This is a genomic window from Pseudomonas sp. AK181 (assembly GCF_051122975.1).
In the GTDB taxonomy this organism is placed as follows: Bacteria; Pseudomonadota; Gammaproteobacteria; order Pseudomonadales; family Pseudomonadaceae; genus Aquipseudomonas; species Aquipseudomonas lactis.
Window position 1 is genome coordinate 523,974 of the sequence record NZ_CP146348.1, and the last position, 12,177, is coordinate 536,150.

At 61.1% G+C, this 12,177-nt stretch carries 11 protein-coding genes; 3 read left to right on the forward strand and 8 right to left on the reverse strand.

From position 1 onward, the window contains the following. Positions 1-74: 74 nt before the first annotated feature. From choV to V8689_RS02485, 3 genes are all read right to left on the reverse strand, one after another. Positions 75-1,253, reverse strand: coding sequence for a choline ABC transporter ATP-binding protein (gene choV, locus V8689_RS02475; RefSeq protein ID WP_032894931.1), 1,179 nt, complete (start codon positions 1,251-1,253; stop codon positions 75-77). Beyond that, positions 1,250-2,095, reverse strand: coding sequence for a choline ABC transporter permease subunit (gene choW, locus V8689_RS02480; RefSeq protein ID WP_003194913.1), 846 nt, complete (start codon positions 2,093-2,095; stop codon positions 1,250-1,252). The genes choV and choW overlap by 4 nt, the downstream gene beginning before the upstream one ends. A gap of 69 nt (positions 2,096-2,164) precedes the next feature. Then, positions 2,165-3,112: a choline ABC transporter substrate-binding protein gene (locus V8689_RS02485; RefSeq protein ID WP_056782940.1), complete on the reverse strand. Its 948-nt coding sequence runs from the start codon at positions 3,110-3,112 to the stop codon at positions 2,165-2,167. 416 nt (positions 3,113-3,528) lie between these two features. Here V8689_RS02485 and V8689_RS02490 point away from each other — a divergent pair, with 416 nt between their 5' ends. After that, on the forward strand, positions 3,529-4,905 hold the full coding sequence (locus V8689_RS02490; protein ID WP_014720257.1) for an L-serine ammonia-lyase: 1,377 nt from the start codon (positions 3,529-3,531) through the stop codon (positions 4,903-4,905). Positions 4,906-5,429: 524 nt separating this feature from the next. After that, positions 5,430-6,533 (forward strand): GlxA family transcriptional regulator, encoded by a 1,104-nt coding sequence (locus V8689_RS02495; protein ID WP_003194907.1) that lies wholly within the window; start codon positions 5,430-5,432, stop codon positions 6,531-6,533. A gap of 132 nt (positions 6,534-6,665) precedes the next feature. Here V8689_RS02495 and V8689_RS02500 read toward each other — a convergent pair whose 3' ends face one another. From V8689_RS02500 to choX, 5 genes are all read right to left on the reverse strand, one after another. Further along, positions 6,666-6,929: a hypothetical protein gene (locus tag V8689_RS02500; RefSeq protein WP_032894934.1), complete on the reverse strand. Its 264-nt coding sequence runs from the start codon at positions 6,927-6,929 to the stop codon at positions 6,666-6,668. Positions 6,930-7,153: 224 nt separating this feature from the next. Beyond that, positions 7,154-7,648 (reverse strand): thioesterase family protein, encoded by a 495-nt coding sequence (locus tag V8689_RS02505; protein ID WP_056782937.1) that lies wholly within the window; start codon positions 7,646-7,648, stop codon positions 7,154-7,156. Positions 7,649-7,766: 118 nt separating this feature from the next. Then, positions 7,767-8,732: an L-carnitine dehydrogenase gene (locus tag V8689_RS02510; RefSeq protein WP_056782935.1), complete on the reverse strand. Its 966-nt coding sequence runs from the start codon at positions 8,730-8,732 to the stop codon at positions 7,767-7,769. Positions 8,733-8,874: 142 nt separating this feature from the next. Further along, the gene (locus V8689_RS02515) at positions 8,875-9,762 is read right to left on the reverse strand and encodes a 3-keto-5-aminohexanoate cleavage protein (protein ID WP_056782933.1); all 888 of its coding nucleotides are present in this window, start codon (positions 9,760-9,762) and stop codon (positions 8,875-8,877) included. A gap of 86 nt (positions 9,763-9,848) precedes the next feature. Then, a complete protein-coding gene (gene choX, locus V8689_RS02520) occupies positions 9,849-10,793 on the reverse strand; it encodes a choline ABC transporter substrate-binding protein (protein WP_056782931.1) in 945 nt (314 codons plus the stop codon). A gap of 195 nt (positions 10,794-10,988) precedes the next feature. On the opposite strand from choX, the gene V8689_RS02525 reads away from it, so the two are divergent. Beyond that, the gene (locus V8689_RS02525; RefSeq protein ID WP_032894941.1) at positions 10,989-11,933 is read left to right on the forward strand and encodes a GlxA family transcriptional regulator; all 945 of its coding nucleotides are present in this window, start codon (positions 10,989-10,991) and stop codon (positions 11,931-11,933) included. Positions 11,934-12,177 lie beyond the last annotated feature (244 nt).

Sequence of the window (12,177 nt, forward strand, 5' to 3'; positions counted from 1 at the left end):
CCGCTCTTGAAGTCGTGACGCGGAGCGTCACAGGGTGCATTCCCACGCAGAGCGTGGGAACGATCCACAGTGTTCTAACCCAGGTTCTTGCCCAGCAGGGCATGGTAGAGCTCACTGTCGCCCAAGATCCCCACCACCTTGTTGTTGTCATGCAGCACCAGCTTGTTGCCTGTCTGGTAGCGAATCTGCAACGCATCGCGCATGCCGATGTTTGAGTCCACCAGGGTCGGTACGCGACCCAAGCCTTCCACGGCCTGCCCTGGCGCCCAGTTCTGCAGGTTCATCGTCACGCCATTCTGGCGTGCGCCCTGGATGGTGTTGCCTTCGGCCAGGTCCAGCCAGGAGTCGCCACCCGGATCAAGGCACACCGAACCATTCACACGCGTGCAGTTATCCAGGGTGCGCATCAGGCTGCGCCCGCACAGCACGTTCAATGGGTTGGTATGCGCAACGAAGGTGCGCACATAGTCATCCGCCGGGTTCAGCACGATCTCTTCCGGCACGCTGTACTGGATGATCTTGCCGTCTTTCATGATCGCGATACGGCTGCCGAGCTTGAGTGCTTCATCCAGGTCGTGGCTGACGAACACGATGGTCTTGCTCAACTTGCGTTGCAGTTCCAGCAGTTCATCTTGCAAGCCTTGACGGATCAGCGGGTCGAGGGCCGAGAAGGGTTCGTCCATCAGCAGGATATCGGCGTCCATCGCCAGGGCGCGGGCCAGGCCGACGCGCTGCTGCATGCCGCCGGACAATTCATCGGGCTTCTTGTTGCGCCATTGGCTCAGGCCCACCAGTTCGAGTTTCTCGTCCACCAGTGTGCGTCGTTCTTTCTCTGGGCGGCCCTGCATCTCCAGGCCGAAGCTGATGTTCTCGCGCACCGTCAGCCACGGCATCAGGGCGAACTTCTGGAACACCATGGCGATGCGTTTGGTGCGCATCATTTTCAGTTCGGCAGGGGTGCAGGAGGCGATGTCGATCTGGCGACCTTCATGCTCCACAAACAGCTGGCCACGGCTGACGGTATTGAGGCCGTTGATGCAGCGCAGCAAGCTGGACTTGCCTGAGCCCGAGAGGCCCATCAGCACACAGATCTCGCCTTTCTCGATGTCCAGGCTGGCCTTTTCAACGCCGACAATCTGCCCGGTCTTCTTCAGAATTTCGTTACGGCTCATGCCCTGGTCCAGCAGCTTGAGCGCTTCGCGTGGGTCTTTGGAAAAGATCACGTCGACATTGTCGAATCGGATAATGCTCATGCATCACCCCCTACTTTAGCGTCGGGTTGTTTGCAGATACGGTCGAGCATGATGGCGAGCAACACAATGGCCAGGCCCGCTTCAAAGCCCAAGGCAATGTCTGCGGTGTTGAGTGCGTTGACCACCGGCTTGCCGAGGCCATCAGCGCCCACCAGGGCCGCGATCACCACCATCGACAGCGACAGCATGATGCACTGGGTAATGCCGGCGGCGATGCTCGGCATGGCGTGGGGCAGTTCAATGCGCGAGAGCAACTGGCGGCGCGAGCAGCCAAAGGCCTTGCCGGCGTCCATCAGCTCTTGCGGGACATCGCGGATACCCAGGTAGGTCAGGCGGATCGGCGCGGCAATCGCGAACACCACCGTGGAAATCAGCCCAGGCACCACACCCAGCCCGAAGAGGGTCAGGGTAGGGATGAGGTAGACGAAGGTCGGCACGGTCTGCATCAGATCGAGTACCGGCCGCATCATGGTGTAGAACATCGGTTTATGCGCGGCAACAATGCCCAGCGGCACACCGATGACCACGCAGACCAGGGTAGCGAACAGCACCTGGGCGAGGGTTTCCATGGTTTCCTGCCAGTACCCCAGGTTGAGGATCAGCAGGAAGGAGGCGATGACAAAAACAGTCAGTCCCCATTTACGTTGGATAAAGTGAGCCAGCAGCGCAATCAGACCGATCAATGCCAGTGGATTGAACCAGGTCAGCGCAAACGTCACGCCGTGGATCATCGTTTCCAGTGTCGATGCGATTGCGTCGAAGTAGTTGGCCCCGTGTTGGGTCAACCAGTCGACGAAGGCAGCGATGTACTGGCCTAGTGGGATTTTCTGTTCAGTCAGCATGGTAGTGAATGTCCACATGCGAAGGGGAAAACATCCCAGGCCAGCGCACCGGCCTGGGGTCAGCGGGTGCTATTTGGCGAGGTAAGCTTTAACGGCATCGAGCCCTGGTTTGCCATCAACGGTGGTGACACCGGCGAGCCAGGTGTCGAGCACTTGCGGGTTCTTTTTCAACCAGGCCTTGGCGGCAGCATCGGCCTTCATCTTGTCGTCCAGGACGTTCCCCATCAGGGTGCTTTCCATGTCGAGGGTGAACACCAGGTTCTTCAGCAACTGACCAACGTTGCTGCATTCCTGGGTGTAGCCTTTGCGGGTGTTGGTGTAGATGGTGGCCTGGCCGTAGTTGGGGCCGAACGAGTCGTCACCACCGGTCAGGTACTTCATCTTGAAGCGGGTGTTCATCGGGTGCGGTTCCCAGCCGAGGAACACGATGGCCTGGTTGCGCTTGGAGGCGCGTTCAACCTGAGAGAGCATGCCGGCTTCGCTGGATTCGACCACCTTGAAACCGGCGGTTTTCAGGCCGAAGGCATCTTTGTCGATCAGCGTCTGGATGGTGCGGTTGCCATCGTTGCCCGGCTCGATGCCGTAGATCTTGCCGCCCAGCTCATCCTTGAATTTGGCGATGTCGGCGAAGTCTTTCAGGCCCTTCTCATACAGCGCCTCTGGGACCGCCAGGGTGTACTTGGCGTTCTCCAGGTTGGCGCGCACGGTTTCCACGGTGCCGGCATCACGGTACTGCTTGATGTCGTTTTCCATGGTCGGCATCCAGTTGCCGAGGAAGATATCCATGTTCTTGCCGTCGGCCAGGGACTTGTAAGTCACCGGTACCGAAATCATCGTGGTGCGCGGCTTGTAGCCCAGGCCCTTGAGGATCTCGCTGGTGGTCGCGGTGGTGACGGTGATGTCGGTCCAGCCGACATCGGAGAAGTTGACGGTCTTGCACTGTTCCGGTTCTGCGGCGTGTGCCACGACTGGCAGACTCAGCATGGCGGCCAACAACAACGAGGGTGAACCTTTCATGTGGGTAGACTCCTGTGTCTTTTCTGGCGGCATTCGCCGCGCTTTATAAGTGTTGCGGTTGGAGCGTGAGGCAACAGCTCTGGCGCGGTGCCTTGCAAACGAGTCGAGACTGATCATGTACCAGTGAAAATCTGACGCCTACAGGGGGCGTCGTATCCAGTACAGGGAGGGTCGCATCCAGTACCGATGACGTCGCTTACAGGTTTTTCCGAAGGTAAAACTGCTGTTTTTACCCTTGTGCACCGCAAAAAACGGCCAAAACTGGCGTTCGCACGCGAGCGCCGCTGGTGAGCATGAGTGCGTCGGTGTGAGACGCCGTGATGGCGAATAAAAGCTTGATGATGCCGCCATCTGGGCGATCTGAGCGTAGCACCTCGTTCAAGCCCGGCCCGTGCTTATCGAGGAGTTTCACGTTAATGGCTATCAGCGTTTTCGACCTGTTCAAGATCGGCATCGGGCCTTCGAGTTCCCACACCGTGGGGCCCATGCGCGCCGCGGCGTTGTTCGTTCAAGGGTTGCGTGAACGTGGGTGGCTGGAACAGGTGCAGCGTGTCGAGGTGCAACTGTACGGCTCGCTGTCGGCCACCGGCATCGGTCATGGCAGCGACACCGCCACCATCATGGGCCTGATGGGCGAATGGCCGGACGCAATCGACCCCACGCAAATCGGCGCCCGCATTCACACCTTGCGCGAAACCGACACGCTGCTGCTGGACGGGCGTCTGCCGGTGCCGTTTGTGTGGGCGCGGGACATGCGCCTGCTCGATGAGAACCTGCCGTTCCATCCCAATGCCATGACCCTGGTGGTGTTTGGCGAAAACGGCGAGTTGCACCGCGACACCTATTACTCGGTGGGCGGCGGTTTCGTGGTGGATGAAGCCCAGGCCCAAAGCGGTGTGGCGGATATGGACCGCACCGAGCTGCCCTATGACTTTTCCAGTGCCGTGGAGCTGTTGCAGCTGTGCAAGACCCACAACCTGCGCGTTGCCGAACTGATGCTGGCGAATGAAAAAACCTGGCGCAGCGAAGAAGAAATCCGCAGCGGCCTGATGAAGCTCTGGCGCGCTATGCAAGATTGCGTGGAGCAGGGCCTCAAGCACGAAGGCATCTTGCCTGGCGGCTTGAACGTGCGCCGTCGCGCCGCCAAGTTGCACCGCAGCTTGCAGGAGCTGAACAAGCCCAATGTGATCGGCTCGACCTTGAGCGCCATGGAATGGGTCAACCTGTTCGCCCTGGCGGTCAACGAAGAAAACGCCGCCGGTGGGCGCATGGTCACGGCGCCTACCAATGGCGCGGCGGGGATCATCCCGGCGGTGTTGCACTACTTTATGAAGTTCAGTGAAGAAGTCACCGAAGCCAACGTGGTCGACTACCTGCTCGGCGCGGCGGCAGTGGGCATCCTGTGTAAAAAGAACGCCTCGATCTCGGGGGCCGAAGTCGGTTGCCAGGGCGAGGTCGGTTCTGCGTGCGCCATGGCCGCGGCCGGGCTGGCGGAGATTCTCGGCGCCACGCCGGAGCAACTGTGCAACGCCGCTGAAATCGGTTTGGAACATAACCTCGGCCTGACCTGCGACCCGGTGGGCGGTTTGGTGCAAGTGCCGTGTATCGAGCGCAATGCAATTGCGGCGGTGAAGGCGATCAACGCGGCGCAAATGGCGTTGCGTGGCGATGGCCAGCACTTCATCTCGTTGGACCGGGTGATCCGCACCATGCGTGATACCGGGGCCGATATGCATGACAAGTACAAAGAGACATCGCGGGGTGGGTTGGCGGTGAGTGCTGTCGAGTGCTGAGACCGAGTTGATCGTTCCCACGCTCCGCGTGGGAATGCCGCCCCGGACGCTCCGCGTCCCATGGGTGACGCGGAGCGTCACAGGATGCATTCCCACGCAGAGCGTGGGAACGAGCCGTAGTGCAGACACAATTGCTCACAAAGTGAACACCCCGGCCAAAATCGCCACCTTTTAGCGCGTCGCAAATAGATAAGTAGCTTCCGAACGATTCCTACACGATCACACGCCTGATGTGCTTTGGGTGACAGACTTCTCCTACGCCCGCAAAGCGCCTTCCCACAAGTGCTACCGATCTGCTCACACCCCTTGAACCCCGCCCGTTAGGCGTCATATCCCGCACTTCACGCGCGGGCTTGTATAGACGCATCAACAGGTCGTTTTCAGGAGTTCTTGAATAGCCATTCAATTTTAGGCATGGCATTTGCTCTATCAATTACAAAGCCTCTCCTTTCCAGGACGAGCGCAATAACAAGAGCCTCGCCTGAGGCCACCACCTGCTTTGTGTGATGTGAGGAGATACTGCGATGACGTCGACCAACTCCGGGGCCCAACCCCAGAACCGTGCGCCTCAATCCATCGGCTTTTTGCTGCTGGACAATTTCACGCTGATTTCCCTGGCGTCAGCCGTGGAGCCACTGCGCATGGCCAACCAGCTGTCCGGCCGCGAGCTGTATCGCTGGACAACCCTGAGTGTCGACGGCAACCAGGTGTGGGCCAGCGATGGCCTGCAAATCACCCCCGATGCCTCCATGCACAAAGCGCCCGTCCTGGACACGGTCATCGTGTGTGGCGGTGTGGGCATCCAGCGCACCGTCACCCGTGAACATGTGTCGTGGCTGCAAAGCCAGGCACGCCAGTCTCGTCGTCTTGGCGCGGTGTGCACCGGCAGCTGGGCCCTGGCCTGCGCCGGCTTGCTCGACGGCTTTGATTGCAGCGTGCACTGGGAATGCCTGGCGTCGATGCAGGAAGCCTTCCCGCGGGTGGCCATGAGCACGCGCCTGTTCACCCTCGACCGTAACCGCTTCACCAGCTCCGGCGGCACCGCGCCCCTGGACATGATGCTGCACCTGATCAGCCGCGACCACGGCCGTGAATTGTCGGCCGCCATCTCCGAGATGTTCGTGTACGAACGCATCCGCAACGAACAGGATCACCAGCGTGTGCCGCTCAAGCACATGCTCGGCACCAACCAGCCGAAGCTGCAGGAAATCGTCGCGCTGATGGAAGCCAACCTCGAAGAGCCGATCGACCTGGATGAACTGGCGGTGTACGTCGCCGTATCGCGCCGGCAGTTGGAGCGGCTGTTCCAGAAATACCTGCACTGCTCGCCGTCGCGCTACTACCTCAAGCTGCGCCTGATCCGCGCACGGCAACTGCTCAAGCAGACGCCGATGTCGATCATCGAAGTCGCCTCGGTGTGCGGATTTGTGTCTACGCCGCACTTTTCCAAGTGCTACCGCGAGTACTTCGGCATTCCGCCACGGGATGAACGCGTAGGCTCCAACACCACCCAGCAAGTGGCGATGATGCCGATTCCGCCAGCGTTGGTGTTGTCCCCATTGTCGGGGCCGATGTCGGCGTTGAGCCAGGCGCGCAATGAGTCGACGTTTGCCAGCGTAAGGCTCTGACGCCGGGCTGCCTTATGCTTATGGTAGGAGCGAGCTTGCTCGCGAAAAACTCAAGATCGCCGTGGGGTATCTGATGCCCGCGTTATCGTTGGCGATTTTCGCGAGCAAGCTCGCTCCTACAGAGGATGTATTTCAGGCGCCAGAGCTTTGTTTGAACTGCATCAGCGCCGGCAACAATTGCTTGTCGATCGCCTGCCTCACCGCCGGCAAAATCGTCGCGCTGCCGCTGTACATCTTTTCAACCATGCCCTTGAGCGCCTTGGCCCGCGCTTCGCTCAACCCGCGCACCGCACATTCGCAAGCCTGCTCGGCGGTAGCGCCGCTGGACACTTCAAAACCCAGCGAGCGCAGTTGGCCCAGCAGGTCATCCTGGTCAATCAAATCCGCGTGCATCATGACGGTCATCCTGGTGTAGGGAGCGGGAATTGACTTGGATTCTGGTAGGCCCCAGCACTCGCGGCAAGGGCAGAATCCACCGATGGCTCGTATGGCTATGAACAGGTCGTTTTCGGGGTACTTGACCTGACCCGTAACGGGCACACTGACTCCAGGCACGCAGCTTGAAGGTTTGGTCACCCTCGAAATGCACGGCTCACACAAAGCACTCTGCCCCGATCCCGTCACGGCTGGATCGGGGCTTTTTTTTGCGCGGGCAGCCCGATCACCCGGCCAAGTAGGGCAGGCCGGGGTAGGGCGGCGTGCTCCTGGCTGAGGGCGATGAGTTTTTCCAGGGTCGCGCCGGCAAACGGCGCCGACTGCGGCCCGGCCAGGTCGACATGCAGCAGCATCTGTTCGTTACCCGCCAACTCGCGTGCTTCGCCCACAAGGTGCAGGCTGTGATAGAGGTGCAGGCGCTTGGCGTCGTGGGCGATCAGTTGGGTATGCACCTCAACCTCGGCGCCGAGCTTTACCTCGTGCAGGTAGTTCAGGTGCAACTCCAGGGTGAACAACGAGTGGCCGCTGGCTTCGCGGTTTTCGCTGTCCAGCCCCAGGGTGTCCATCAGCGCATCGGTGGCATAGCTGAAGATCAGCAGGTAGAACGCGTCACGCAGATGGCCGTTGTAGTCGACCCAGTCGGGCAGGATTTTGGTGGTGTAGGTGGTCAGTGCGGGCATGGTATGAATTCCAATGTGTAGGAGCGAGCTTGCTCGCGAAAAACTCAAGATCGCCGTGGGGTAACTGATGCCCCGCGTTATCGTTGGCGATCTCGCGAGCAAGCTCGCTCCTACAGGGTTATTCGGCGAAGTTCATGCCGTGCTTGGCTTTGGTTGTTTTTACGGCTTCCAGTACCGCCAGCAGGCAATCATCACGATAGCGCTCCAGCGCCGAAATGCTGTGGTTGCCCAACTGCTCAGCGGTGCCGTCGACCACATCATCAATCAGTTTTTCAGTCAATTCAGGCGCCGGCAGGTAAGTCCACGGCAACTGCAACGCCGGGCCGAACTGCGCCATGAAGTGGCGCATACCGGCATCGCCGCCCGCCAGGGTGTAAGTGAGGAAGGTGCCCATGAACGACCAGCGCAACCCGGCACCAAAGCGAATGGCATCGTCGATTTCGCCGGTGGTTGCCACGCCGTCATTGACCAGGTGCAGGGCCTCACGCCATAGCGCTTCCAGCAGGCGGTCCGCAATAAACCCCGGCACTTCCTTGCGGACATGCAGCGGGCGCATGCCCAGGGATTCATACACCGTGATCGCCGCCTGGATCGCCTCTGGCGCGGTGTTTTTACCGCCCACCACCTCTACCAGTGGCAACAGGTAGACCGGGTTGAAGGGGTGGCCGACCACGCAGCGTTCCGGGTGGGTGGAGCCCTCATAGAATTCGCTGGGCAACAGCCCGGAGGTGCTCGAACCAATCAAGGCATTGGGCTTGGCCGCGGCGCTGATCTGGCTGTGCAGTTGCAGCTTGAGCTCCAGGCGTTCCGGGGCGCTTTCCTGGATGAAGTCGGCGTCTTTTACGCAGTCTTCGATAGTAGTGACAAACCGCAGGCGGTCCTGGGAGGCACCGGGCGCCAGGCCCTGTTGCTCTAGGGCGCCCCAAGCGTTGGCGACGCGTTTGCGCAAGGCCGCCTCGGCACCGGGCGCGGGGTCCCAGGCCACCACATCCAGGCCATGGGCAAGGGCACGGGACACCCAGCCGCTGCCGATGACGCCGCTGCCCAACGCAGCAAAGGTTTTGATTTCGGTGATAAAGCCCATGGCATATTCCTAAAGTGTTCGATGATCCTTTGTGGGAGCCGGGCTTGCCCGCGATGGCGGCATTCCAAGCTCTAGAGATGTGGCGGATGTACTGGCCTCATCGCGGGCAAGCCCGGCTCCCACAGGAATGATGGTGTTTGTGTTAGCCGCGTTGGGTCAGGCCCATCTTGATGCGGCCTTCGGCTGGGGTCAGGACCCGTGCGCCTAACCGGCTGAGGATTTCACTGGCGCGTTCCACCAACTGGCCATTGGTGGCGAGCACGCCCTTGTCCAGCCACAGGTTGTCTTCCAGGCCCACCCGTACGTTGCCGCCCAGCAGCACCGCTTGTGCGGCCATCGGCATTTGCATGCGACCAATGCCGAAGCCGGCCCACACGGCGTTGGCGGGCAGGTTGTCGACCATGGCTTTCATGGTGGTGGTATCGGCCGGCGCGCCCCAGGGAATGCCCAGGCACAGTTGGAACAGCGGGTTATCGAGCAACCCTTCCTTGATCATCTGCTTGGCGAACCACAGGTGGCCGGTGTCGAAGATTTCCAGCTCGGCCTTTACGCCCAGTTCCTGGATACGTTTGGCGCCGGCACGCAGCTGCGCCGGGGTGGACACGTAAATGGTGTCGCCATCGCCGAAGTTCAGCGTGCCGCAGTCCAGGGTGCAGATTTCCGGCAGCAGCTCTTCAACGTGGGCCAGGCGGGTCAGCGGGCCGACCAGGTCGGTATTGGGCCCGAACTCCATGGGGTTCTCGCCGCCACCGATCTCCAGGTCGCCGCCCATGCCGGCGGTGAGGTTGACGATGATGTCGATGTCGGCCTCGCGGATGCGCTCCATCACTTCGCGGTACAGGGCCACATCGCGGCTGAACTTGCCGGTCTGTGGGTCGCGTACATGGCAATGCACCACGGTGGCGCCGGCCTTGGCGGCCTCTACCGCGGCGGCGGCGATTTGTTTAGGGGTGACCGGCACGTGCGGGCTTCTGGCGGTCGTGTCGCCAGCACCGGTGAGTGCGCAGGTGATGATGACGTCGTGGTTCATGAGGCGGTTCCTTACAGGCGTGTGATTTCAAGGCGCAGGGTGCCGTTCGCAACCGTCAGGGGCTGCGAAGCGGTGATCTGGGTGGGTTATTTGGTGGTCAATTGCAGGTTGGCGGCAGCAGGCTTGCCATCGAAGGTGGTCACACCCTCCAGCCAGCGCGCCTGGTCTTGTGGGTGATCCTTGAGCCACTGTTTGGCGGACTCGATGGCGTCCTTGTGGTCCAGCAGCGGCTGCATCATCCGGCTCTCGTCGGCGGCAGTGAACGTCAGGTTGGTCAGCAGCTTATGCACATTGGGGCACTGGTCGGCGTAGGCCGGCGCGGTCACGGTCCACACGGTGGCCATGCCTTCGTTCGGGCCCAGGGCGTCTTCGCTGCCGGTGAGGTAAGTCATCGCCACATTGACGTTCATCGGGTGCGGCGCCCACCCAAAGAACACCACGGCTTCCTTGCGGCGCACGGCACGGTCCACGGCGGCCAACATGCCGGCTTCGCTGGACTCCACCAACTGGAACTTGCCCAGGCCGAACTGGTTCTTAGCGATCATCGCCTTGATCTGCGTATTGGCGCCCGAGCCCGGCTCGATGCCATAAATCTTGCCGCCCAGCTCTTTCTCGAACCTGGCGATGTCGGCAAAGGTTTTCAGGCCCTTGTCGGCCAGGTAAGTCGGCACGGCGAGGGTGGCGCGGGCGTCTTGCAGGCTGGCTTTGTCGAGGACTTTGACTTGCTTGGCGTCGACGAACGGCGTGATGGTCTGGGTCATCAGCGGGTTCCAGTAACCGAGAAACAGGTCCAGGCGCTGGTCGCGGATGCCGGCAAAGATGATTTGCTGAGAGGCGCTGGTTTGTTTGGTCTTGTAGCCGAGGCCATCGAGCAGCACCTGGGCCATGGCGCTGGTGGCGATGACGTCGGTCCAGTTGACCACGCCCATGCGCACGTTCTGGCAAGCAGGGGCATCCGCTGCCATGACAGGGGTGCTCAAAATAGCGCTGGCGCTGAGTGCAAGTACGCAGCGGCTGATCAGTCGGTTCATGGGTGGAGCCCTCGGCAGGTCGTTATTGTGGGTGCCGGCGTCTTGGTGCGCCGTGGGATCACGTTACGCAGCTTGGCGCCCCGCAAAGCGCACGGCGGCGACTCGCTCTTGCACTGCAGCGACCTGTGCTCTTGAATGGCCGGTTGAACTGGCGTATCACAGTGACCACGCTGCCCGTCCGACGAGAGCGCCACCATGTCCCAGGATGTCTATTTCTTGCTGATGCCGGGTTTCTCGGCCCTCGGTTTTATCTCCGCACTGGAACCGTTGCGGGTGGCCAACCGCTTTCGCGGCGAGCTGTACCGCTGGCACATCTTGAGTGCCGATGGCGGCGCGGTGCTGGCGAGCAACGGCATGTCGGTCAACGCTGACGCAGCGCTTGAGCCGCTGAAAAAAGGCGCGACTTTACTGGTGGTGGCCGGCTTCGAACCCCTGCAGTTCGCCACGCCCGCCCTGGAGCATTGGCTGCGCCGCCTCGACCATGAGGGTGTGACCCTCGGCGCCATCGACACCGGCGCCTGCGTGCTGGCCGAGGCGGGCCTGCTCGACGGCCACCGCCTGACCTTGCACTGGGAAGCCATCGACGCCTTCAAGGAAGCCTATCCGCACCTGAGCGTGACCCAGGAACTGTTCGAAATCGACCGGCGCCGCATCACCTGCGCCGGCGGCACTGCCTCCATCGACCTGATGCTCGACCTCATCGCCCAGGCCCACGGCCCGGAGCTGGCTATCCAGGTTTCCGAGCAATTCGTACTCAGCCGCATCCGCCCGCGCAAAGACCACCAGCGCATGCAGATCGCCACGCGCTACGGCATCAACAACAAGAAGCTGGTGCACGTGATCGGCGAAATGGAACAGCACACCGAACCGCCCCTGAGCACCTTGGCCCTGGCCGAAACGATCAAAGTCACCCGACGCCAACTGGAGCGGCTGTTTCGCCTGCACCTGAACGACACCCCCAGTAACTTCTACCTTGGCCTGCGCCTGGAAAAAGCCCGCAAACTGCTGCGCCAGAGCGACATGAGCGTGCTTGAGGTAAGTATTGCGTGCGGGTTTGAGTCACCGTCGTATTTCACGCGAAGTTATCGAGCCAGGTTCGCCAAATGCCCGAGGGAGGACCGGCGGCGGGAGGTCGTTTAATCCATGTGGGAGCTGGCTTGCCTGCGATAGCCATAGGTATCTACACAACTTTTGGGCTGTAGCAGCAGACGCTAACCACGATGCGAAGCGAGCCGCTCTTGATCTTGCTCTTGACCTGCTTTTGATCTTAGGCGCCCCGTTAAACCACGCTGGCCGGAATTCGACAGGGATTTGGGGGGTAAACCGGCAGGGATGCCGGTTTAGCCGCCCCGCGCCATGGATGGCGCGTGGCGGCGGCCCCCCA

What these genes read in the sequence shown, in the direction of transcription:
- choV (WP_032894931.1), bottom strand. Translation starts at nt 1,253, where the DNA reads ATGAGCATTATCCGATTCGACAATGTCGACGTGATCTTTTCCAAAGAC.
- choW (WP_003194913.1), bottom strand. Translation starts at nt 2,095, where the DNA reads ATGCTGACTGAACAGAAAATCCCACTAGGCCAGTACATCGCTGCCTTC.
- V8689_RS02485 (WP_056782940.1), bottom strand. Translation starts at nt 3,112, where the DNA reads ATGAAAGGTTCACCCTCGTTGTTGTTGGCCGCCATGCTGAGTCTGCCA.
- V8689_RS02490 (WP_014720257.1), top strand. Translation starts at nt 3,529, where the DNA reads ATGGCTATCAGCGTTTTCGACCTGTTCAAGATCGGCATCGGGCCTTCG.
- V8689_RS02495 (WP_003194907.1), top strand. Translation starts at nt 5,430, where the DNA reads ATGACGTCGACCAACTCCGGGGCCCAACCCCAGAACCGTGCGCCTCAA.
- V8689_RS02500 (WP_032894934.1), bottom strand. Translation starts at nt 6,929, where the DNA reads ATGATGCACGCGGATTTGATTGACCAGGATGACCTGCTGGGCCAACTG.
- V8689_RS02505 (WP_056782937.1), bottom strand. Translation starts at nt 7,648, where the DNA reads ATGCCCGCACTGACCACCTACACCACCAAAATCCTGCCCGACTGGGTC.
- V8689_RS02510 (WP_056782935.1), bottom strand. Translation starts at nt 8,732, where the DNA reads ATGGGCTTTATCACCGAAATCAAAACCTTTGCTGCGTTGGGCAGCGGC.
- V8689_RS02515 (WP_056782933.1), bottom strand. Translation starts at nt 9,762, where the DNA reads ATGAACCACGACGTCATCATCACCTGCGCACTCACCGGTGCTGGCGAC.
- choX (WP_056782931.1), bottom strand. Translation starts at nt 10,793, where the DNA reads ATGAACCGACTGATCAGCCGCTGCGTACTTGCACTCAGCGCCAGCGCT.
- V8689_RS02525 (WP_032894941.1), top strand. Translation starts at nt 10,989, where the DNA reads ATGTCCCAGGATGTCTATTTCTTGCTGATGCCGGGTTTCTCGGCCCTC.